This window comes from Phyllobacterium myrsinacearum, from assembly GCF_014138285.1.
Classification (GTDB): domain Bacteria; phylum Pseudomonadota; class Alphaproteobacteria; order Rhizobiales; family Rhizobiaceae; genus Phyllobacterium; species Phyllobacterium myrsinacearum_A.
In genome coordinates, this window is sequence record NZ_JACGXN010000004.1 from 260,282 (window position 1) to 282,394 (window position 22,113).

General features: G+C 55.1%; 27 protein-coding genes. 11 read left to right on the forward strand and 16 right to left on the reverse strand.

Going from position 1 to position 22,113, the window contains the following annotated elements:
• Window positions 1–3 precede the first annotated feature (3 nt).
• From sctS to FHW16_RS15910, 11 genes are read right to left on the reverse strand one after another with little or no spacing between them, the layout of a single operon-like run.
• Window positions 4–270, reverse strand: a complete 267-nt coding sequence (gene sctS, locus FHW16_RS15860; RefSeq protein ID WP_182550183.1) for a type III secretion system export apparatus subunit SctS — start codon at window positions 268–270, stop codon at window positions 4–6.
• Window positions 271–275: 5 nt separating this feature from the next.
• Window positions 276–929, reverse strand: a complete 654-nt coding sequence (gene sctR, locus FHW16_RS15865) for a type III secretion system export apparatus subunit SctR (RefSeq protein WP_182550184.1) — start codon at window positions 927–929, stop codon at window positions 276–278.
• Window positions 922–1,971 carry a FliM/FliN family flagellar motor switch protein gene (locus FHW16_RS15870; protein WP_182550185.1) on the reverse strand — a complete coding sequence of 350 codons (1,050 nt, stop codon included), beginning with the start codon at window positions 1,969–1,971 and terminating at the stop codon, window positions 922–924. The genes sctR and FHW16_RS15870 overlap by 8 nt, the downstream gene beginning before the upstream one ends.
• A 2-nt stretch (window positions 1,972–1,973) precedes the next feature.
• Window positions 1,974–2,462, reverse strand: a complete 489-nt coding sequence (locus FHW16_RS15875; RefSeq protein ID WP_182550186.1) for a hypothetical protein — start codon at window positions 2,460–2,462, stop codon at window positions 1,974–1,976.
• On the reverse strand, window positions 2,459–3,796 hold the full coding sequence (locus FHW16_RS15880; RefSeq protein ID WP_182550187.1) for a FliI/YscN family ATPase: 1,338 nt from the start codon (window positions 3,794–3,796) through the stop codon (window positions 2,459–2,461). The genes FHW16_RS15875 and FHW16_RS15880 overlap by 4 nt, the downstream gene beginning before the upstream one ends.
• Window positions 3,797–3,801: 5 nt before the next feature.
• Complete coding sequence (gene sctL / locus FHW16_RS15885; RefSeq protein WP_210278152.1) at window positions 3,802–4,389, reverse strand: type III secretion system stator protein SctL; 588 nt, start codon at window positions 4,387–4,389, stop codon at window positions 3,802–3,804.
• A 20-nt stretch (window positions 4,390–4,409) separates the two neighbouring features.
• Window positions 4,410–5,060: a hypothetical protein gene (locus FHW16_RS15890; protein WP_182550189.1), complete on the reverse strand. Its 651-nt coding sequence runs from the start codon at window positions 5,058–5,060 to the stop codon at window positions 4,410–4,412.
• Complete coding sequence (gene sctJ / locus FHW16_RS15895; RefSeq protein ID WP_182550190.1) at window positions 5,057–5,854, reverse strand: type III secretion system inner membrane ring lipoprotein SctJ; 798 nt, start codon at window positions 5,852–5,854, stop codon at window positions 5,057–5,059. The genes FHW16_RS15890 and sctJ overlap by 4 nt, the downstream gene beginning before the upstream one ends.
• Before the next feature lie 16 nt (window positions 5,855–5,870).
• Window positions 5,871–6,284, reverse strand: coding sequence for a hypothetical protein (locus tag FHW16_RS15900; RefSeq protein WP_182550191.1), 414 nt, complete (start codon window positions 6,282–6,284; stop codon window positions 5,871–5,873).
• Window positions 6,285–6,319: 35 nt separating this feature from the next.
• Window positions 6,320–6,505: a hypothetical protein gene (locus tag FHW16_RS15905; RefSeq protein ID WP_182550192.1), complete on the reverse strand. Its 186-nt coding sequence runs from the start codon at window positions 6,503–6,505 to the stop codon at window positions 6,320–6,322.
• Window positions 6,506–6,517: 12 nt separating this feature from the next.
• Window positions 6,518–7,189, reverse strand: coding sequence for a type III secretion protein (locus FHW16_RS15910; protein ID WP_182550193.1), 672 nt, complete (start codon window positions 7,187–7,189; stop codon window positions 6,518–6,520).
• Window positions 7,190–7,546: 357 nt separating this feature from the next.
• Between FHW16_RS15910 and FHW16_RS15915 the strand changes: the two genes are divergently transcribed.
• The 7 genes from FHW16_RS15915 (at window position 7,547) to FHW16_RS15945 (ending at window position 13,422) form a co-directional block, all read left to right on the forward strand.
• Complete coding sequence (locus FHW16_RS15915) at window positions 7,547–7,717, forward strand: hypothetical protein (RefSeq protein ID WP_162700357.1); 171 nt, start codon at window positions 7,547–7,549, stop codon at window positions 7,715–7,717.
• Window positions 7,718–7,823: 106 nt separating this feature from the next.
• Complete coding sequence (locus FHW16_RS15920; protein WP_210278153.1) at window positions 7,824–8,723, forward strand: SctD/MshK family protein; 900 nt, start codon at window positions 7,824–7,826, stop codon at window positions 8,721–8,723.
• 17 nt (window positions 8,724–8,740) lie between these two features.
• A complete protein-coding gene (locus FHW16_RS15925) occupies window positions 8,741–9,136 on the forward strand; it encodes a hypothetical protein (protein WP_182550195.1) in 396 nt (131 codons plus the stop codon).
• Window positions 9,117–9,476: a tetratricopeptide repeat protein gene (locus tag FHW16_RS15930; protein ID WP_182550196.1), complete on the forward strand. Its 360-nt coding sequence runs from the start codon at window positions 9,117–9,119 to the stop codon at window positions 9,474–9,476. Before FHW16_RS15925 ends, FHW16_RS15930 begins: the two co-directional genes overlap by 20 nt.
• 2 nt (window positions 9,477–9,478) lie before the next feature.
• Window positions 9,479–11,587: a type III secretion system export apparatus subunit SctV gene (sctV, locus tag FHW16_RS15935; RefSeq protein WP_182550197.1), complete on the forward strand. Its 2,109-nt coding sequence runs from the start codon at window positions 9,479–9,481 to the stop codon at window positions 11,585–11,587.
• Between the two features lie 85 nt (window positions 11,588–11,672).
• Entirely contained in the window at window positions 11,673–12,977 is a 1,305-nt protein-coding gene (locus tag FHW16_RS15940) for a type II and III secretion system protein family protein (RefSeq protein ID WP_246711799.1), read from the forward strand.
• A gap of 4 nt (window positions 12,978–12,981) precedes the next feature.
• Window positions 12,982–13,422 (forward strand): hypothetical protein, encoded by a 441-nt coding sequence (locus FHW16_RS15945; protein ID WP_182550199.1) that lies wholly within the window; start codon window positions 12,982–12,984, stop codon window positions 13,420–13,422.
• Window positions 13,423–13,553: 131 nt separating this feature from the next.
• Here the strand turns inward: FHW16_RS15945 and FHW16_RS15950 are convergent, their stop codons facing one another.
• Window positions 13,554–14,348, reverse strand: coding sequence for a tetratricopeptide repeat protein (locus FHW16_RS15950; RefSeq protein WP_182550200.1), 795 nt, complete (start codon window positions 14,346–14,348; stop codon window positions 13,554–13,556).
• A gap of 129 nt (window positions 14,349–14,477) precedes the next feature.
• Between FHW16_RS15950 and FHW16_RS15955 the strand changes: the two genes are divergently transcribed.
• The 4 genes from FHW16_RS15955 to dmeF all read left to right on the forward strand — a co-directional run bounded on the left by FHW16_RS15955 (window position 14,478) and on the right by dmeF (window position 17,605).
• Entirely contained in the window at window positions 14,478–15,515 is a 1,038-nt protein-coding gene (locus FHW16_RS15955) for an EscU/YscU/HrcU family type III secretion system export apparatus switch protein (protein WP_182550201.1), read from the forward strand.
• Between the two features lie 218 nt (window positions 15,516–15,733).
• Window positions 15,734–16,168, forward strand: coding sequence for a L,D-transpeptidase (locus FHW16_RS15960; protein ID WP_348643898.1), 435 nt, complete (start codon window positions 15,734–15,736; stop codon window positions 16,166–16,168).
• Window positions 16,169–16,385: 217 nt separating this feature from the next.
• Window positions 16,386–16,664 carry a metal/formaldehyde-sensitive transcriptional repressor gene (locus FHW16_RS15965; RefSeq protein ID WP_182550202.1) on the forward strand — a complete coding sequence of 93 codons (279 nt, stop codon included), beginning with the start codon at window positions 16,386–16,388 and terminating at the stop codon, window positions 16,662–16,664.
• Window positions 16,661–17,605, forward strand: a complete 945-nt coding sequence (dmeF, locus tag FHW16_RS15970; RefSeq protein WP_182550203.1) for a CDF family Co(II)/Ni(II) efflux transporter DmeF — start codon at window positions 16,661–16,663, stop codon at window positions 17,603–17,605. The genes FHW16_RS15965 and dmeF overlap by 4 nt, the downstream gene beginning before the upstream one ends.
• 26 nt (window positions 17,606–17,631) lie before the next feature.
• Here the strand turns inward: dmeF and FHW16_RS15975 are convergent, their stop codons facing one another.
• From FHW16_RS15975 to FHW16_RS15990, 4 genes are read right to left on the reverse strand one after another with little or no spacing between them, the layout of a single operon-like run.
• Complete coding sequence (locus tag FHW16_RS15975; protein WP_182550204.1) at window positions 17,632–18,720, reverse strand: ABC transporter ATP-binding protein; 1,089 nt, start codon at window positions 18,718–18,720, stop codon at window positions 17,632–17,634.
• Between the two features lie 38 nt (window positions 18,721–18,758).
• The gene (locus FHW16_RS15980; protein ID WP_182550205.1) at window positions 18,759–19,811 is read right to left on the reverse strand and encodes a carbohydrate ABC transporter permease; all 1,053 of its coding nucleotides are present in this window, start codon (window positions 19,809–19,811) and stop codon (window positions 18,759–18,761) included.
• Window positions 19,804–20,772, reverse strand: coding sequence for a carbohydrate ABC transporter permease (locus FHW16_RS15985; RefSeq protein WP_182550206.1), 969 nt, complete (start codon window positions 20,770–20,772; stop codon window positions 19,804–19,806). Before FHW16_RS15985 ends, FHW16_RS15980 begins: the two co-directional genes overlap by 8 nt.
• Before the next feature lie 38 nt (window positions 20,773–20,810).
• Window positions 20,811–22,088: an ABC transporter substrate-binding protein gene (locus tag FHW16_RS15990; protein ID WP_182550207.1), complete on the reverse strand. Its 1,278-nt coding sequence runs from the start codon at window positions 22,086–22,088 to the stop codon at window positions 20,811–20,813.
• Window positions 22,089–22,113: the final 25 nt, after the last annotated feature.

Sequence of the window (22,113 nt, forward strand, 5' to 3'; positions counted from 1 at the left end):
CACTCAACGCGTCATGGCGGGGAACTCATCAAGGACGCGGCTGGCGAGAGAAGTGACTTGGACCCCGAGCGCCGGGCCCGCAACTATCAACACGAGCATGACGGCCACAAGTTTTACCGTTTGTGGCAGCGTCTGGTCCTGAATTTGTGTCAGAGCCTGAAGCAGGCCGACGCTGATGCCGACGATGATAGCGACGATCAATGCCGGCGCTGAGACCAGGAGAACGGTCAGCAGCGCACTCTGCATCTGGGCGAGAAAGGCAGTCTGCATGTTTTTCACCTGTAACTGAGAATGAGTCCGTGCATGAGCCGCGACCAGCCGTCGACGGAAACGAACAGGAATATCTTGAGAGGGATGGAGATCAGGGTAGGGGATACCATCATCATACCCATCGCCATCAGGACGTTCGACACAATGAGGTCGATAACCAGAAAGGGGATGTAGAGGAGGAATCCGATCTGGAATGCGCGGGATAATTCCGAACTGACGAACGAGGGCACAAGAACCACCAGATCGTCGGGTTTTACATTCGCCCGCGCTTCTTCCGACCAGATACCTTCGGTCGATTGAAGGAAGAACTGCCGTTCGCTTTCGGCGGAATAACGCGCCAGATGCTCTTGCAGCGGACCACGCACCACATTGGCTGCGCGTGTTATCCCTTCGACATTGCTGAGATCGATCGACTGTGTTTCCGCTGCCCGGTAAATGTTTCCAACCAACGGGGCCGTAACATAGACTGTCAGGATAAGAGCGATGCCGTACAGCACCAGGTTTGGTGGCGATTGCTGGATGCCCAGGGCATTGCGAACGAGAAACAAAACAATGGAAATTTTAAGAAAACCCGTCATCGTCACGACGGCCAGCGGTATGAATCCCACCGACGTGACCAGCAATAGAATGGGAAGGATGTTGCCCTGAAGGTCAGTCATTTGTGCCAAGCTGCAAAATACGAACGCCGAGACCCTCGCCGAGCCTTACGATGTCGCCGCGGCCAATCTTGCGGCCATTCGCGAGGATGGATACAGCTCCCTCATTGATCGCTGCCACGGGCACAACACTGCCTTCGGCAAGCTCTTTTATCTCGCGCAGCGACATATCTGTGCGTGCGAGTTCGAATATGACGCGAACAGAAAGACTGTCGATCGTTCCGTCGTCCATTGCCGTTCCCCTTTCAGCGAGAATTTGATTGTTGTCCGGTTGTAAAATCGCGGCACGACTCCAGCCGCTGCGCAGTATGGCCCCACGTTCCGACTCGACGCACCGTGCCTGCAACTGGCCTGCACACAGCGCGTAAAGTTCACCCGGCGTGTTGTGTTCACTCATGATCGTATCACCCGGCTGCAATGCGGAAATTTCTGCAATACTGAGGGTCTGGGCACCTGCCAGGAGTTGGACCGGGATGGGTAGTTCATTCACATCAAGCGGGGTACGCGATGGAAGTTTATCCCATGCCTTGCTGATGAGTTTGCCCGCCTCTGAATTAAGCCCTAACCGGACAACGCCCTCGAAGGACGAAAATTCCACATGGAGATCCAGTTCTACGTCCGCCGCATGCAAGTTTGCATCCGGAACGAATTGCACCGGCTGCAGCACGGCCGCTTCAAAGGGTGAAAACAGGTTCTCGAGTACTGCCTCGATCAGAATTGCCTGCTGAAGGTTTGACAGACTATGGAACAATCCGGGTTTGCACAGTCCTTTCATCAGCAATTCTACGAGGCCACCGGGCAAGTCGAGTTGAAAATTCCAGATTCCGGCGGAAACAACGAAGCTGCGAGACGTATCGTTTGCCACCCAAGGGCGTGCCGATAGACCTATCGATAGTGGCTGGCCACGCACTTCTGTCTGCAAAGGCTGGCGGCGGCGATACAATGCATTGCGCGCTAACAATGACTCTGGCGAGATGGTGGGAAACGGCGGAGAGCCAATGGCAAAATCTGCCGATTGCAAAGCGCTTTTTCTGCTTCGAGGCATGATCAAGTCCGCCATGCGTTGGGGGAGGAGGTATGGAAGACGTCGCGTTCCTCATCTTCCATTTCCGTCCGCAAAAGCGCCGCGGCATCCATTTCCTGTTGGAATGCCGCCTCGAGCTGTTCGAGGGATTTCTTCCGGGCAAGGTAATCTGCAGATCTCTTTGACAGATCAATCCGCATTTGATCGAGGTGCGTGCTTGCCTGTGTGTGGGTATCGGCGCTCTCGGCAAGTTGCTGATCGATCGCCAGAATTTCCTGCCGGTATCGTTCGAGAGTGGCCTGACTGACGGTGTTTCCCGTCAGATTCTGTCGATTTTCGTCGTCGCGGGCATTCAGTGCTGCTGCAAGTTCAAGCATCTCAGCGTGAGCTCGGTATTTGCGCCATTCAGCGTCGTTGACAAGCGTCTGCTGAACGGACAGGGCATTGACTGCGATCTGCAGACGCATCTTTCGCAGACGTACTAGCTTTTCGTATCTTTGCTGGTTTTTCAATTGGCAAGCTCCCACATCCTGTTCAAGGTGTCACTGAACGACGAGTGCTCATGGCTTTCCTGCCGTAAGAAATCGGTGATGGCCTGATGTTTCTCGACAGCCTTGTCCGTGACTGGGTCCGAGCCTGCCTTGTATTCATTGACGCGAAGCAGCAATTCCACCTCTTCGTAGCGTGCCATCATCTCGCGGATCGCGGTGGCATTTGCCTTGTGTTCTTCATCGGCAACGGCATCCATCAATCGGCTTCGGCTGCGCAAAATATCGATCGCGGGAAAATGATTCTTCTCGGCCAACTGGCTGCTCAGCGACACATGGCCATCCAGAATGGCTTTTACTTCTTCCGCCACCGGATCCAGAGTCTCATCGCCCTCGGTCAGCACGGTGTAGAGGCCGGTGATTGATCCGCCCACGCCAGGGCCAGAACGTTCCAGCAAGCGCGGAAGGGCGGCGAACAATGATGGAGGATAGGCACGCCTCGTGCCTGGTTCGCCCGCGGCGAGCCCAATTTCTCGTTGCGCGCGTGCAAAGCGTGTAACGCTATCCATCAATAGCAGGACGTCTTTGCCTTCATCGCGGAAGTATTCTGCAATCGCCGTGGCACAGTGCGCGGCCTTGACCCGTTCGATTGCCGGGCGATCGGAGGTCGCAACGACGGTCACAGCTCGTTTCCTGCCTTCGATACCCAACTGAACATCAATGAACTCGCGCACCTCCCTGCCGCGCTCGCCAATCAGCGCTATGACAACGACGTCAGCCTTTGTCCCGCGGACGATGCTGGAGATCAGCGAGGATTTTCCGGCTCCCGGAGCACCGAAAATACCGATACGCTGGCCACGGGCGACCGTCAAAAGCCCATCGATCGCACGTATACCGAGCTGGAGCGGATCGCGAACAAGGTCCCTTTGCAAGGCATTCACAGGTTCTGCCAGGGTTGGGTACAGCGCCACAATCCCCCCGCTTGCTTCAGAATTCTCGCTGTTGTCACTGATGATATCGCCAAGTGCATTGACCACGCATCCCAACAGGCCGGGGCCAACGGGAACCTGCATGATGCTGCCCGTAGGGATAACCTCGGCCCGTGTGGACATGCCAGCCATATCGCCGATGGGGCTGAGAACAGCCTCATCATTGTCAAAGCCGATCACTTCGGCCGGAATGGTGCGTCCTGACACAGGATCACGGATTTCGCATAATTCACCAATCCGGACCATCGGCAACGAGGCATGGATAATCACCCCCGTTATCCGGCGTACGCGTCCGTGGACCTGCAGCGGATGGGCGCTGATCGCTGCCTTGTGAAAACGGCTCATGAGCAGGCTGAGATCGCTTTGCATGACCGTCAGACCGCTCCGAATTCGGCTTCGTCGCGCGCCGCGATCAAAGCTTGGCGGATGATGGACAATTGTGCATCGAGGCCTGCATTGACCACGGCACTGGGCGAGACAATCAGGCAGCTTTTATTGTCCAGTCTGGGATCCGCGGTAATCCTGACCGGCAAATCTTTTTCGAGCCCAGTTGATATTTCATGCAGGAGTTTCCCAACATCTTTCTCAAGTTCGGGCGCGACATAGATGGTCAAGGACCGTTCGTGGCGCAGGAGTGCGATGGCATTGCTCGCAAGTCTGGCAATAACGGTTGCGTTGTCGATCTCGCCGATTAACTGTTCGACGATAGAAAGACTGAGATCGACCACCTGTTCCTGCAACGCCTCGAGGTCGCGATCAACTTTGGTGGTCGTTTCGGCAACGAGAATTGCGGCATCCTGCTCGCCCAGTTGCAGGCCCTGACGGTAACCTTCGGCCTTGCTCTCATCGAAGGCGGTCTGTGCCGCGTTGCGGATTGCAGCCGCCTCTTGTCGTGCGGCAGCCAGCATTTCCTGTGCATCGGTCCATAACGCGGTATCCCGTGCCGATATAATCCGAGCCACAGGTGTTCTGGGCAAATCCATCATGCTGCGGCCATATCGGTTACAGGATTCGATGGATGCCGGACAATGGAGATGGCGTGCAAACCGTTGTCCCCGCGGTGTGCAGGCCGTATCTCCTGATTGGACGGATATTTGAGGCGGAACCACTCATTGATACTGGCGGGCATGCTTTCACGCCAGTTGGAAAGGCAGGCTTGGCCGTCCTTATGCATGGCAGCGAGCAAAGCTTCCGGGTCGGCAATCGGCTCTCCTGAAACGGCCAGATGCCGGCTTGCCAGGGCAAGCATGTAAACGTCCTGTCCCAGCGTGTCTCGTAATTTGTGGACCGCGGCCGATTGAATGATCTGGGCAAGCGAATTCGCCAGGAACATTGCACCGCAGCGCAATTCAAACCCGGGAATGTCTTCCGCAGGCATCAACACGAGCTGCAGATCACGTGCATCCAGCGCGGCTTCATCGGGCAAGGCCGGAAGCGCGAAATGGTCGCGGATGAGGCGCCTTGTGTTGTGTCCGATACGTTGCGCGTTGCGCAGATACTCGATGCCCTCGGGAAGGAGAACGCCACCCAAACACTCTGATAACCGGCTTGGATGGATAAATTTGGCTGTGTTGTTAAAGTAGGTGCCCCAAACGGGCATCAGTTCCTGATTTCCGGGCTGGGCTACTGTCATGGTGCCCTTCCGTTTGGAACGGTTTGCGTTGGTTCCAGTGCATATGTTACCGGCATCCGGCGCTGCCAGAGCAGAAACCCGATTGCTCCCAGCAAAGCCAAAATAAGTACGCCAACCGCTGTTGCGATCCAGAACACCCGGGTTTCGCTGTCTCTCGTCAACCAGAGGCCCATATATTCCCGAACCTCCAGCGCCGCCGGCGTTTCGCGCGTTTTCTGTGGTGCGGCGACTGGAATGACCGAGACTTTTTCGTAACTCAGTCCAGCAATACCATTTGCAACCAGTGTCTTGATCTGGGGGATCAATGCATTGATGTTGAGCGAAGGTTCGTGCCGGATGAAAACAGAAGCCGATGCCGGGGCTGCAAAACGGTTGAGCGGATCATTGTCAGCCAAAACCACGTGAACACGGGCTGAAAGCACTCCATCGATTTCTGAAACCGTACGGGACAGCTCCTCGCTCAAGGCGTAGATCATCTGCGCCCGTTCCTGAACCGGCGAGGCGACCAGGCCCTCTTTTTTGAACACGCTGCCGATGGTGGCGAACTCGGCTTTCGGCAAGCCGTTTTCCGCCAGCAACGTGACCGCTTCGGCAAACTGGTCCTCATCTACTACGACAGTCAATTTACCGTCTTTCTGAGGTTTGCGGGTCGCAGAAATGCCATGCGTCAACAACGTTGCCACAATCTGATTGGCTTCACGCTGATCGAGATTGGTATAAAGATCCGATTTACATCCCTGCAGGAAACATATGGCAACGATCGCCAGTATCATGCGTTGGAGCTTATGCGTCATGGGATTGCTATTGACCTCAACCACCGCCGCGGGTCGTTTCGCGAACACTGGTGGTCAGTTGAACAGGCACGTTTGCGATCATGTGCTGGCGCTGCATCAGGTCAAATGACATGGTAAGCCCCTGGATGAGGTTACCCATCTTGTCCTTGTTGAGCGAAGACTGGTGATCTTTGGACTGACCAGCTGTTGCCTCTGTGCCGTCACCAGAAGCAAAGAAACGTTGAACTTCGACACGGCCGCTTTCGAGGCGGTCCGCAACCGTTTTGAACGCCGTACCGAGACTGCGACCGACGTCAACAGGACTTGCGCCGTGAGGCATTGACTGAATTGTCGTAGCAACGTGCTCATAGATGTTCTGCTGGTTGGCAGAGATCGGCTCGACGAGCTGGTGCTGTGAAACCCCACCGACCGGGGCGATTTGAGTGACCATTGGAGAGTACCTCGTTGGTTGACTACAGCCGATACTTACTCAGACGAATTGGCTTCGCTCATTTGATCGCCGGCAATATCCATGATGAACTGCGTAAACATGGACGTAGCTCCGGAGAGCATTGAGGATTCCAGTTCCGCTTCGAATTGCTTCTGTGCCGCGTCATCAGCCGGAGAAGTGACCTGCTGTTGAGCAATTGGCGTTGTCCGTTCTACCGTCATGATTGAAACTCCTCAGTTTGTCGTTTTGGGCGAATTGTTGGTGGGTTGCGATCCCTGTACGTCCTCGCGTTTACGGGCAGCCTGCAGCTCAACTGTTTCGTCAACAGTTGCACCGCGACCGCGAAACACGCGCACTCTGGGGTCGTCAGCGGCAACAGGGGGAGGTTGTATAGTCGATATAACTTCCCTTGTTACTTCAATGTAAGACGGCGGCCCGGAAACACGCAGCGCCGCCGCATTCTTGCTGTAGTTGATCGAGAAGCGCTCGTCATACAGCCCCATGCGCTTCATTTCGCGCAGTACGACATCGCCGGTGAGTCGGCCGAGCTCGATGACCTGTGTCTTGAATTCGTCACTGGGGCTGACATGAAGGATTGCACCGTCAAAGTACCAGTTCAGGCCATTGCCTTCCGCAAGTTCGTCCAGAAACTGCCCAGCCGTCTGTGCCTTGATCTGTCCGCGGATTTGACCGCGTACCTGACCGTCAAGCACAACCGGAAACCCGAGATTTCGACCGAATTCCTTCATGGCTCCAGGCAAGTCCTGATTGATCAACACGTAATGGTAAGGCTTATTCGTCCATTCCGGCAGCGCAGCCGCCGCTGACACGCCGAATGTCACTACCGCTGCGGCGAGTGCCGTCAGGAAAGCGGAATGACCCAAATAGGCAATGTTTTCTCCCACGCTTTCACATCCCGGTTCAGCGAACTCACCGTGAAAGGATTACAATTGTGAGTAATCACTGTCAATGTTGTTGTGATAGATGTGTGAGTGTTGAAAGCTTCGTTTTTGCATAGTGCCGATTCTTGCCAATTTTCAGAAATTCCAATAAAAACAGCATATTAAAGGTGGATTGGGTGGGTTTGCCGACAGATTGATGTAATAATTGTAAGACAAAAGAGTGATTGGTGTGCGCGATCTCTTTTCTGTAATATTGCCAACATATGAGTATGCTGTTAGTTGTGAGTCAGCACTGATTTGTGCTTTAACACAGCTCGCAGTCTCGAGCTGGAGGCTAATTGAAACGCAAAAGGATTCATCATGGCTCAGTCAGGTTCCGTAAACGCTTCCTCTTCATCCACCAACTTCGACAGCAATCTTGCTTCCTTGAAAGAAGCATTTGATCGCATCCAGAAAGAAGCAACGCAGACAAAGCTTGCAACGATGGATGGTCAGAGCGTGCTTGATATCGCCAAGGCAAAGATTGGCTGATTTCTAAGGGAGAGGGCGGTTAGAGCCGTCCTCTCTTTTTTATTTGCTGGCGCCCTGGGGCGCTGATGCTGGCGACCACAACGAATGCAGGTTTCACATGATGTTGATGAAGCAAATTTCTGGCGCCACAAGTGAATTGACGTTGAATGTCCTTGATGGCGTCCATCGCGGTGTAGCGGTTCCTATTTCGGGTGACGATTGTGAGATCGGCTCGTCGATGGACTGTGACTTGTTCTTAAGTGACAGTGCGATTGAGGGGCGGCACTTTTCCATCCGCCGCGCGGGAACCATGGTGGTGATCGGCGCCCATGGCGGCGAAGTGATCATCAATGACCGAACAAAACTTGATGTTGGCAAGGGCATGCGCACGAAGCTGCCTGTGCGAATCCTGGCGGGCGGTGTCTCCATGGTTCTTGATGGTCCGGCCAAGACGCAGCACAGCCTGCAGTCGTATCTGCAGCCATTGCGCAAGGTCGGGTTGTTCGGCGGTTGTGTTGCGCTGTTGGGTGTGTCGATCGCACTGGTTCAGGCGGGTGTCGCCAGCAGTCTCGATAGTGGCCGCACTGATTCCACTCTTGCTGCCGCTTCGCCGGGTGCGCCGGATGTATCGGCGGCAAACGGAGACCCAAGACAGGTGCTCAACCAAATGCTGACTGACAATGGGCTCCAGTCCCTGGATGTCCAGTGGGATGGCTCGCGTGTTCATGTCGATGGCGCGGTTGATCCGGTGCAGATGAAAAAGTGGGCTGATGTCCAGTACAGATTTGATAGCCAGTATGGCAGCCACAACGTTGTGTCGAGCAGCGTCCATGAAGTGGCAAAGAAGGTTCAGCCAAAGTTCAAATTGCAGGCGATCTGGTTTGGAGAAAAGCCCTACGCGATTGCTGCTGACGGTTCGCGGCTCTATACCGGCGCAGCGCTGGAGGATGGCTGGATCATCAAGGAAATCGGGTCCGACAGACTCGTGGTCAAGCGCAATGTGGAAGAATTCACGTTAACATTCTAACGGCGGGGGAGAGGCGAATGGCGCTTGATCTGCGTCGTACGGAAGGTCGGGAGCGTGCAGAGCGCCTGCTGCCTGCTGTCGGTGATCGAGCCGGCACGAATGCAGCAACGGACGTTCAGTCCTTTGAGGCTGCCCTGCGCAGCACCAAGCTTTTCAACGAACGCGGAAAGAATGCCAACCGCAAGCGCACCGACAAATTCTCGCGGGTTGATGCATCTGCCATTGGCAAGCTGAAGGGATTCCACAGCGAAGAAATGCTTTTGCACATTCTGGAACATGTCTTGCCCCTTCTGGAACTCGGGCCGGATATCGCCGCCATTGCGGTGGAGTTGATGCAGGAAGAAATCGACAAATGCCGGGATGTGAACGGTCGAATTGCAGAGGTAAAGTCCGTTGAACTTCAGCGAGCGTGAGAGCGCCGAGTATCTTCATACATTAGGTCGGCTGTACTGGCGGGCGGGAAATCTGGACCGCGGTCTGGTGTTCTTGCTGCTTGCGGCGCGTGTGGCGCCGGACGACGTCGCCATTCTCAAGACGCTTGCCGTGGTGTTTATCGAACAAGGCGCCGCTGCCCGCGCCTTGACAACGATTGATCGCATAGCCGGATTGGGTGAGGAGTTTCAACTGGAGCTGGCGGCGCTTGAAAGCCGCGCCTTGTGGACCGCAGGACAGTATCAGGAAGCGCGCGATACGTTCTCTGATTTTATGACTAAAAGGTCTGCATCCTCAACGACCACGCCGGTCGGATCGTGACAATGAAGATATTGTTGCAGCTCAACAAATTGGCTCGAATGGCGGCACAGCGCACGGATCTGGTTGTCGCGATTATGGTGCTGTTGGCCATTGGCATGATGATCCTGCCTTTGCCGACTGTGATGGTCGATGTGCTGATCGGTATCAACCTTGCCTTCAGTCTGCTGGTTTTGATTGTCTCGTTCTATATTTCAAAGCCAGTGGAGTTTTCAGCGCTGCCATCAGTCGTTTTGCTGGGAACCTTGTTCCGCCTGTCTCTAACAATCACCACGACGCGTCTTATTCTCCTTCAGGCGGATGCCGGCGACGTGGTCAATACATTCGGAAATTTTGTGGTCGGCGGCGAGATCGTCGTGGGCCTCGTGGTGTTTCTTGTGATCACCGTTGCTCAATTCGTGGTCATTACGAAAGGCGCCGAAAGAGTAGCGGAAGTAGCTGCGCGTTTTACACTTGATGCTTTACCCGGCAAACAGATCAGTATCGACAATGAAGTGCGCAATGGTGACATCGACGCCGCCGAGGCCAGGGTTAAACGGCAGAATCTAGAGCGAGAAAATCAATTCTACGGCGCCATGGACGGCGCAATGAAGTTCATCAAGGGCGATGCAATCGCTGGAATCCTCATCATCGGTATCAATTTGATCGGAGGGCTCAGCATTGGCATCTGGCAACGTGGTCTGTCATTCGGCGAGGCTGCTCATACCTATTCTCTGCTGACGGTTGGCGATGGTCTCATAGCTCAAATACCCGCGCTGCTTGTGTCCGTTGCATCCGGTGCGGTCGTTACGCGTGTTGCCTCGCATGGCAATCAGGATCTTGGATCTGAAATAATCGGTCAGCTTGGTGCTGATCCCCGCGCGATATCGCTCGCTGCCGTGATCCTTTTCCTTCTTGCCTTTGTCCCGGGGATGCCCGTAACCGTTTTTCTGTCTCTCGCTGCTGTGGCCGGAGCCCTGGCATTTTTCCGGAAACGCCAGATCAAGACAGAGAGTGCAGTCTTCGCACTTGAGAACGAAAGCAGGGAGGTTCAGCCCGAGGTACCGGAACCATCTCGCGAAGCGATGTCGCGACTTGCGGTCTGGCTCGGTGAGGGTCTTGGCAAGGCTATATCAGCCGAAAGGTTTTCCTCGGGTGCAGATACTATCAAACGCCGCATCTTCACCGATCTTGGTATCAATATTCCCCAGGCACAGCTTTGGCCCGCCGAAGACGGAGACAGGAACGAATTCCGCATCGATCTTGAAGGTGTGCCCATTGTAGAGGGCGCAATCGAACCCGATCAGTTGCTCGTACTGGATTCGGCCACAGACCTGGATTTGATGAGCATAGATTATGAGGATGCCGGTTCCCTGATTGGCCGGAGAATGACCTATTGGGTTCACAAAGACCACGAGCAACAGCTTATCGATGCGGGAATAACATTCCATTCTCCTGACGCGGTTCTCCTTGAGATTATGTTTCATGCCTTGCGCCGCTACGCTTCGCATTTTGCTGGCATTCAGGAAACGAAATCATTGCTCGCCGCTTGTGAGAGCCAATACGGGGAACTGGTGAAGGAGGCCGTTGAAGTCTCTTCCGTGCAAAAGATTTCGGAAGTTCTGCGCCGTCTTGTCGAGGAAGATGTACCCGTTACCAATATGCGCGCGATCCTCGAAACGATTGTGGAAAATGCGCCTCAGGTCGAAAACGCCCACCAGATGGCCGAGCTCGTTCGCGGTGGTCTGGCACGTCAGATCAGCCATCGCAGGGCAGAGAAAAACCGGATCATTCCGGTGTTCATCCTGACCAGACAGATCGAAGAAGCAATACGCGCGGCCTTGAAACAAGGGAATTACATACAGGACGATGTCCTGAAACCGCTCATTGATCAGGTGAGCGCATTGCTGAACTCAGGCGATCCGATGTTGAAGCGGTCAGTGCTGACGTCAATTGATATCCGCCGGCAGATTTACAGCATCCTTGCCGGGCAGAATGTCGATATCCCGGTGCTTTCCTATCAGGAGATCGCTTCTGAATTCAACGTGCAGTCGCTGGCTACAATTGCACTTCCTGCACCCGGAAAGCCTTCGCTGAAGACTGAACGCAATGACCAGACGGAAACAGCCGGATAGACCGGAATGCAAGGTCGGGGGACCCAGAATAGTGAATTATCTGATGCTCAACATAAAACGGTCCTTTGGCTGGAGGCGCGGTATAATGCTGTGTGCTCTGCTTCTGGGCATGATGTCGACGATTGCCATGGACGGAACAGCGTTGGCGCAGACGATCAGCGTCGATGCGATGACCGGACAACCTTTGAAGCTGACACAGGGGCAGGGTGTCATCATCCGTTTTGACCAACCGGTCGAGTCGGTCTTTGTCGCCGATACCCAGATAGCCGACGTTCGTGTGGTCTCACCCGGAGCCATCTATGTGTTCGGTTCTGCTGTCGGCACCACCAATCTCATTGCGCTCAATGCGGACCAGAGTCTGCGCGGTACGATGAAGCTGATCATTTCAGGCAATACCGATCCGGCAAAACAATCCCTGAAGACGCTGCAGCCCAACACGATTATCGATGTGAAGCTGTTTGGCGAGAAGACTGTTGCGACAGGAAAAGCGCGTTCAGTGGGTGAGGCCGTCGATACTGAGTCTGTCATCCAGTCCTACGCCAAGCCGGGCGTTCCACCCGTCAATAACACCACGATTCAGGGTGCCAATCAGGTGAATATCCGCGTGCGGTTTGCCGAAGTTTCGCGCAATTCTCTGGAGCGTTACGGGCTGAACTGGAGTGCTTTGATTGACAGCGGTTCGTTTTCATTCGGCATTGTAAAGGGCAATCCGCTTCAGACCGGCACCGGCGGCATCAGCGGGCATCTCGGTACGGGTAACGTGAACGTCGATGTCCTGCTCGACGCCCTTCAGAACAACGGTATCCTAACCGTTCTCGCAGAGCCGAATATCACGGCGGTGACCGGACAGACGGCCAGTTTCCTTGCGGGTGGCGAAGTCCCGATCCCTGTTCCGGCCGGCGATCAGCAGATCGGCATTGAGTACAAACAATTCGGTGTGTCGCTGCAATTCACACCAACACTTCTTCCCAACAACCGCATCTCTCTGCAGGTGAAGCCGGAGGTCAGCACTATTTCAGCGGCAACAGGCGTCACGATCGGTGGTGTCAGCGTTCCAGGTTTCAAGGTCCGCAAGGCGGACACCACTGTTGAAATCGGCAGCGGCCAGACGTTCGCCATAGCTGGCCTGTTTCAAAGAGAGGAAACACGGGAACTCGAAAAAACCCCTGTTCTTGGCGATGTTCCCATTCTGGGAAGCCTGTTCAAATCGCGGAAGTTTCAACGCAACGAGACTGAGCTTGTCATTCTCATCACGCCCTATCTTGTTCAGCCGCGATCCGACAGATCATTGAAGACGCCATTGGATAGTCCCGGCGGTGCGCTCTCGGCACCAATTGCAAAGAAACGGCAGGTTACGAAAAAAGGATATGGGTTCTATGTGGGAGATTGAGAGTATGACGGTTCACCCACGCAAAGCTCTTTACTCGGTGGTGCTGTTCGCGGTTCTTGGTATCAGCGGATGCATGACCCAGCCTGAACCCTATTCGCCTAACTATCACTATGTCTCCACGGGCACCGCTGCAGCGAATGGCAATGGCAAGGTGGTAAGGAAGGGATATGACAGGCCGGGCGACATTGCCGAGGGGCGTATACTGGTTCCCGATGCGTGTACGACGCCTGATAACACTGCCGATGCGCTCTATCTGCCGCAGGGCTGCGCCAATAATCTCAACCTTCAATTGATGGCGGAGAAGGAGAGCGACCTGTTGCGCGGTCGGGAGATGGGACCGGCCATGGCTGCCCCTGTGGCCCGGGCGGCCAAGCGCGTCATTGAGGGGGATGATCGAACGGGAAGCAAGCCAACAGAATCCACCACCAATCTTGGCGGGATCTGAGACCCGGAGAAAATTCTGTTCGTCCAAGAGGATTGAAGCGTGGCCGATGTTTGTTCATCGGACGAGACCGTCTGACAAAGTGGATGTCCGCCACCCGGGAATCAGAACAACTCCGTGTAAAGATACTTGCTCTAGCCCGAAGCGATCATGCCGATCGCCTTGGCACGGGAGGCCGGATCCTTGATCGAGATAGCATTGGCAGCCTGCCGCAGGATAGTTTCCTTGCCTGCGGCCGTCATCTCCGGGACATGGACCGCCCGGGCGTCGTCGGCCCGGCCGGACATGCGCAGAATGACGGCATAATTGATCAACTGCCTTCTTTCGACCAAGGGTGAAGCAACCACCTCCCGCATTGTGGTGGTGGCCATCGGGAATTTTCCGCCAATGGCCTGTGCCAATGCCAGGTTTGTCCGGGTGTCAAGTTTGCCTGGCTCGATGTTGAGTGCCTTGCTGAACGCGGTTTCTGCATTCTCGGTCTGGCCCAATAAAATATACGCTGTTCCCAGTTTGTTATAAATCCTGCCTGATGGAGCCTGCCCTGCAGCAGCAGTGAGTGAACGAACGGCGCCTTGTGCATCGCCGCTCTGCAATTGAATTGAGCCCAGTCCGGCCAGCGCCTCGGCGTTGTTGGGGTTTGCGACGAGAACCGTGCGGTAAACTGTTTCGGCGCCCTCGAGATCGTCTACAGCTTCCCTTGCTTTTGCAAGCCGCAGTTGGATAACCGGATCTGCGGAGGATGTTGCTGCGCGCTCATACAATGCAAGTGCTGTTCCGCTGTCGCCGCGCCGTTCGACATCCGCTGCAAGCTTCATCAGCCGTGCTTGATCGGTCATTTGCGCTGTCGGCTTTTCAGATGTGGTGTTGCAGCCGGATAGGGCAAGCAATACGCCGCCGTATAAAAAAGCATTCGCCCAACGTAGTGCCATGCGACTCCCCCGCGAACATTCACAGGAATTCAATAGCGCATATGAGGGACGTTTCACAAGTTTCATAATTCGTTTTGTGAGTGGTGGCATTTGTGGCACAAATGGCATACCGAAATGCGGATGTGAGCTGTGACTGACACCAGTGAAGAAAAAAACCTGCCAGCATCAGACAAGAAAATCGATGATGCGCGTGAAAAAGGACAGGTAGCACACAGCACGGACATGGTATCGGGAGCAACGCTTCTTGGCGGAATCGTATTTCTTTCCAGTATATTGGCATCCTTGCAGTTTCGGGCGGAATCTCTGTTCGAGGAATCTGCGCGATTTTACGAGCAGCCATTCGCTGATGTGTTGTATCGTATGACCCGGATAGCTATCGGCGGCTTCCTTGAGTCTGTTCTACCGATCCTCATCATCACAATTGCCATCATCATAGTCACAAACGCCGCAATCACCGGCGGATTCGTATTCTCGACCGATCCCCTGAAGCCGGATTTTAGCCGGATCAGTCCTGCGACGGGATTCAAGCGGATATTCTCTCTGAAAAGCGTTGTGGAGTTTTTCAAGGGAATTGTGAAGATACTCTGCCTTGGCGTGGCATTCATCATCGTGTTCCGGTCCGGGCTGGAAGCTTTGTTCCAGTCGCCTTCCTGTGGTGGTGCCTGTACGCAGGAAACCTTTTGGGCAATGGTTCGTCCGCTGGCCATAACGACGGTCATTGCCTTTCTGATTGTTGGCGCAATTGATGTCCTGCTGCAGCGCTGGCTCTTCCTGCGTGAAATGCAAATGACCCAGAGCGAGCTCAAACGCGAGCGCAAGGATATCGAAGGTGACCCTGCTGTACAGCGCGAGCGGCTCGCAGAGCGACGTGCGACAAGTGCAGTCAAGGTCGGTCTCAAACACAGTTCATTGCTCATAATAAGCCGTGATCGTGTCGTTGTAGGTGTGCGCTATGTTGCCGGAGAGACGCCCGTACCCGTGTTGACCTGTCGTTCTACTCCAGACAATTATCACGTCATGCTCGGCCGCGCTCAGGCTTTGGCTATTCCGATGTATGAGGATGATGAATTGGCATTGGATCTGGAAACTGCCAGCATCGGCACCCCGGTTCCCGAACGCAGATTCAGTGCGGTTGCCAACTATCTGGTGGCAGCCAAGGTTATTTAAGAAAAGACAGCCGGAGAACTCCTTTGCTATCATTCAGGTATTTTGTGGTTCTTGCCACGCTTGTGTTTTTTGGAAGTGTTCAGCTTTCTTTTGCGCAGGCTAATCTGAACTCGGGCGACCGGCCAGGAAACGCGGACATTATTTCGCCCGGATACAGAGATTTTCTGTTTGGCGAATCCGGACAAGCGCATGCCGCCCGGCCACATCAATCTGCCAGAGTGGCAGATCCGAAATACATCACGTATGCGGGCAATGAAGTCGCGGGAACGATTGTAATCGATACGCGAAAGATGTCACTTCTGCTTGTCCTGGGAGACAGGGCACTACTCTATCCGATTGGTGTCGGCCGCGAAGGGTTTGCCTGGCATGGTGTCGAGCAGGTAAGCCGCAAGGCGAAATGGCCGAGTTGGACACCGCCCGCCGATATGTTGAAAAGGCGTCCGGATCTGCCCGTATCGATGCCGGGAGGTTCCGACAATCCACTGGGCTCGCGTGCCATTTATCTTGGTCAGTCGCTCTACCGAATCCACGGAACAAACGAACCGGAAACCATCGGAACGACTTCGTCTTCGGGGTGTTTCCGGATGCTGAACAGTCATGTCAATGATCTGTACGATCGCGTCAGAATTGGCGCGAAGGTCGTTGTGATGTAACTGGGCGATCACCGCGTCAGTTGCCAGCCGGATTGCGTCTGACCGAACCTGAAATTTCCTTGCCGCCGCTTCCTGTGGAGAGCTCCTTGAGGCGCTATCCTAACGGATTGATTGTCGCCCCTGATGGCGAGAATTGACATGATCCATGATCGAAATTTCAAGCACGATAGGCGAGCAATCTTGTATAATTTCCAAATATAGGGTAGGGGGGTATATTATGAGCCATACGATCGCAGAAAAAGCCAAACTCACCGCGCGGGTTCGCCGTCTCAAAGGGCAAATGGAGGCTGTCGAGCGAGCACTGGAAACCGAGGTGCCGTGCGGGGAGATTCTAAATCTCGTCGCGTCCGTGCGGGGCGCGGTGAACGGTCTGATGGGGGAGCTCATCGAAGATCATATTCGCATGCACGTGGTCGATCCGGACAAGGACGGGGACGCAGACCGGGCTCAAGGGGCGGCCGAGCTCATCGATGTTGTAAGGACGTATCTCAAATGACAGATAACCAATTTGAGCATTCAGAGGCCGGGTTGCACAATCACGTGTTCCTGGGGGATAATCATGCCCGCAATGAACGCCGGACGTGGCTCGTCATTATCCTGACGACCGTGATGATGGCGGCCGAAATCGCCGCAGGAACTATATACGGTTCAATGGCATTGGTCGCTGACGGCTGGCATATGTCTACCCATGCGGCTGCCATGCTCATTGCAGCATTGGCCTATCTTTATGCAAGAAGGCATGTCCGCAATCCGCGTTTTACTTTTGGGACTGGAAAATTCGGCGATTTGGCTGCGTTTGCCAGTGCCGTGGTTCTCGCCCTCATAGCCATATTGATCGGTTGGGAGAGTTTCGTGCGCTTGGCCAATCCGGTCCCGATCAATTTCCCGCAGGCAATTTCCATCGCTGTGATTGGACTTGCCGTCAATCTGATCTGCGCGTGGCTTTTGCGCGATGATCATGCGCACCACAGCCACCATGATCATCATCATGATCATCATCATGCTCACGCGCAAGACAACAATCTGCAGGCGGCTTACGTGCATGTGCTTGCAGACGCGCTCACATCTGTTCTCGCAATCGGAGCACTCACCGCGGGCAGTCTTTATGGGTGGCTCTGGCTTGATCCAGCAATCGGAATTATCGGCGCGCTTGTCATCGCGAACTGGTCATGGAGCCTCATCCGCAATGCAGGCGGTGTGCTGCTGGACTATGTTCCTCCAAACGAGGATCTGCCGGAAGAAATTCGCTCGGTCATTGAACAGGAGGGGGATGTAATCACGGACCTGCACGTTTGGCAGCTGGGACCGGGGCATCACGGCGCGATCGTTTCGATTATCAGCGACCACCCGAAAGCACCATCGTCCTATCGAGCCAGGCTATCCCATATCCATGACCTGTCACACGTAACGGTTGAAGTGGAGCAGAAAGCGGCGTGATCGACACGGCAGCGAGCCGTGTCGGTTCAATGCCGAAGGGTTCTGCCGGTCTCGCTGGAGAACAGCTGTACTTTGCTCGTATCAAGCTTGATGCCAATGGTCTCGCCCAAAGCAATCTCTGTCTGACCGTCGACATGTATTGCCGTTGAGGTGCCGTCAGCGGTGCTGACGTAGAGATGAGATTCACCGCCAAGCTGTTCGATGTTTTGAACCACGCCCTTTATATCTGTGGCATCAGGTGTTCCCAGCGTAACATGGCTCGGGCGAACGCCCAGTGTGACAGGCAGGCCATGTGACACGCGAAAGGTCTCTCGGCTCACAGATATGCGTTCGCCCGAATTGAACTGAACGAAGGCCTCCCGGCCCTCGGCTGCGTGGATCGTCCCCTGAAAGAAGTTCATCTTGGGCGAGCCGATGAACCCTGCGACAAAGATATTGGCGGGATTGTTGTACAGCTCCAGCGGGGCGCCGAACTGTTCAACCTTTCCACTGCGCAGAACTGCAATCTTGTCCGCCATGGTCATGGCCTCCACCTGGTCGTGGGTGACGTAAATCATGGTATTGCCGAGACGCCTGTGCAATCGGGCGATCTCGCCGCGCATTTCCACGCGCAACTCTGCGTCAAGATTGGACAGGGGCTCGTCAAACAGGAATATTTTGGGCTCGCGGACCACGGCGCGACCGATGGCGACACGCTGGCGCTGTCCGCCCGATAACTGCCCCGGGCGTCGACCGAGCAATGGCTCGATCTGCAGCATCTTTGCGACTTCCGCGATCTTCTGGGCAATGGCAGCCTTTGGGGTATTGAGGTTCTCGAGGCCGAAGGAAAGATTCTGGCGGACGGACATGTGCGGATAGAGTGCATAGGACTGGAAGACCATGGCCAGTCCACGATCAGCCGGGGCCACGTCATTGACCACTTCATCATCAATGGCAATCTCGCCTCCGCTGATCGGTTCAAGACCGGAGATCATTTTAAGCAGGGTGGACTTGCCGCAACCGGAAGGGCCGACAAAAACACAGAACTCTCCGAAGGCAATATCCAGATCAACACCCTTGATGACCTCAAGGCCTCCATAGGTCTTTCTGACGTTGCGAAGAACAAGTCTCGACATTGGCGACTAACTCCAGGGGATCATTTTTGTGCCACGCATCATTTGCCTCCTGTGGAGGCTATGCCGGTCGCGATGTATTTTTGCAGGAATGCGAAGACGAGCGCGATGGGAACGAGCACCAGCACTGTCATGGCGAGCAGATTGCTCCATTGGGTCGTCAACTGGCCCTGGAACGAGTTGAGCGCGAGTTGCAGCGTGAACTTGTCATTCTGCGACAGGACGATGAGGGGCCAGAGAAAATCATTCCAACGCCACATGATGGCAAGAATGGCCAGGACGGCGATTGCCGGTGCACTGAGCGGCAGGACAATGCGCCAGAAGATTTTCCACTCGCTCGCCTTGTCCATGCGCGCGGCATCTAGAATTTCGTCGGGAATGGTAAGCATATATTGGCGCAGCAGGAATACGCCGGTTGGTGTTGCAGCGCCGGGAATGATGACGCCCCAGAGGCTGTTCAACATGCCGAGTTCGCGGGTGATCAGAAACAGCGGGACCAGCACCACGGTTTGCGGAACCATCAAGGTGCCGACAATCATGGCAAGGACGGTACCCCGTCCGCGGAAATGATACTTCGACAAGGCAAAGGCAGCCATGGAGTTGACCAGCAGCATGATCAGCGTCGCCATTGTCGTGATGAAAACGCTGTTCCAGAGATAGCGCAGAAAATCAAAACGCTTGAACACGTCGCTGTAATTTTCGAAGGCGAAATCGATGCGCTCAACGGGCTTTCGGTCGGCAATCGGCACCTTGACGATATCCTTCGGCGCTTCTGGTCTTACCATCTGTGCGACAAGGCCTATGCGGCGAACCTGACCAGCCCGCATGCCCGCAAACTCGCCATTGGTGATTTCAAACGCGGGGAGAGGCTTGTCATATCCTTCGATCGCTATTGTTTCCTGCGCATAGGGTAGAAGCGTCGGTGGAAACCGCTGCAATTCGGCCTCGCTCTTGAAGGAAGACAGCAGCAGCCAGATCACAGGGCCGAACATGATGACAACGCCGAAGAGCAGGTAGGCATAGGATGCCCAGTCCGTCCAGTGAAGCCGGCCAATCCCGCGGGTGCGCGTCAGGAAGGTCAGAACATTACCCATCGGCTTTGCTCCTGCTGACCGAGAGCTGAATGAGGGTGAGACCAATGAGGACGACCGCAAGCAGAATAGAAGCCGCAGCAGCCAGCCCGAACAGGCGAGGTGTCCCGGCAAAACCCGTTTCGTAGATGTACTGGATGATGAATGTCGTCGCCGAGCCCGGACCACCACCGGTAAACGCATAAACTTCATCGAAGGTCTGAACCCCCTTGATCAGGGCAAGCATCAGCACGACAACCATGGTGGGCATCAGCAGTGGGAGGGTGATCCGCCGGAATGTCCTCAGCGGCGAGGCTGCATCCATGAGAGCTGCGTCGTAGACATCACGCGGTATGGCCTGCAAGCCAGCGAGCAGGATCAGCGTGTAGAAACCCATATGAGCCCAGATCGACAGGAAGATCGACCAGATGAATGCCCAGTTCCGGTCAAGCAGCCAGTTGAACGGCGTAAAGCCAAACGCATCCATTCCGGCATTGAGAAGTCCCTCCCGTTGCAGGATCCATTTCCAGATCAGCGCGACAACAACCGGTGATAGAAGGACGGGAAAGAAGAACACGCTGCGGAAGAAGCCACGCGCCCGGATTTTGCCATTCAGAACGATGGCCGTGACGAGAGACAGGCCGACCATAAACCCGACTTGCAGCGTGACGAACCAGAGCGAGTTGTAAATGGCGCGCCAGAACAGGTCCTGTGCGCACGTATTCGGATCAAGATGGTTGGCACAGGTGCCGAGCGTTATGAAATTGTCAAAACCGACAAATGTCCTGTCGCTCAGCATCACCTGATCGGTGCCGGTCAATGAATAGACGACGTTCAGAATGACAGGCAGAAAAGCGAATATTCCGAAAAGGATGAGATTGGGCAGAAGGAACACCCATGCGATACGCCGCAGTCCCAGCCGCTTTTGGGCAAAGCGCATGGGTATCTCGATAACGTTCATGATCGCATTCAGCAGGGCGGTCATGAGGCTGATCCCTTCATGGTTGATAGTGCATCAAATGATCATTTGCCGGCGGATTGAATGGCCGCCGCTACATCCTGCTTTGCCTTTTCCATTGCATCGTCGATTGACATCTCTCCCACGATCGCCTGCGTCACGCGCTGTACAGTGATGTTGAACATGGTTCGGTTGTTCTTGTAGCCTTGGTACGCATAGGCAATGGGTGAGAGCTTGCCGATCTGGCCGTTCCAGGCCTTGAGGGCCCTGGCCACATTTTGCGACGTATCCGGGTAGTCCACGCCTTCCTTCGCTACGCCCTCATGGGCGGGCACGTTGCGGGTCTTGGCGATGAATTCCGCGTAGTTGTCTTTCTGCGCAACGTAATTGATCAGCTTGGCAACGGCTTCGGGATTCTTTGTCTGCTTGAAGCCGACGAGACCCGATCCGCCCGGCATGCCCGAGCAGGCGGCGGGTCCACACGGCGACCCCACGACTTCCCAGTCGAAACCATCACCTATGGCTTTGTCGAGCCGCTGAACCTGCCAGCTGCCGGAATAATAGAACACCAATTGCGCATTGATGAATTCCTGCGCCGCATCCTGATAACTCGCGCCGCCGGTGCCAGCCCAGACGTCTTTCGCCATCGTGCCGTCCTTGTTCCACTCAACAAACTTGCGCATGAAGTCCGCGTAGGGGGCATCGACAAGAATAGGGTTTCCGGCGTCGTCGAAGATTTTGGCGCCATTGGAAATGGCCGGACCGGCTATGCGGTGCCCCGAACGATCCATCGCCATGGGAAATGGCGTTCCCGTTGCCTTGGCGACCTGCCGTGCGGCTTCTGCCCATTCATCCCAGGTTGCCTTTTCACCTGGAACTGCAACGCCAGCCTGTTCGAACAGTGTTTTGTTGATATAGGCACCTGTGATCGTCAGCTGGATATTCATGCCATAGATGCCCTTGTCATCAGGGCCGGTCCGCGACCACCGCAGCGTGTTGCCGAAATTGGTGTTCCAGTAGTGGGCGTCCACATAGGGCGTCAGGTCGAGAAAGTATTTGTTGAGCCCGCCAAAGTCGGTGACAAGCGCCATATCCGGGCCGGACCCGCCGGCGAGCTGGACGGGCAGATTCTCGAGAATGGCTTTGTAACCAACCTCGTCCAGGATCACGCGGGTGCCCGGATTGTCCTTCTCGTAGCGATCAAACAGGGATTTCAGGGTAGCGCATTCATTGCCATCTGCCGCGCACAGAAAGCGGATATCATCTGCCGCCGCAGAGCCTGCCCAAAGTGCCACGGCCGAAGCCAGAGCCGTACCAGTCCATCGGGAAATGCGCTTGTTCATCTGATATCCTCCCATATCGTTGTGA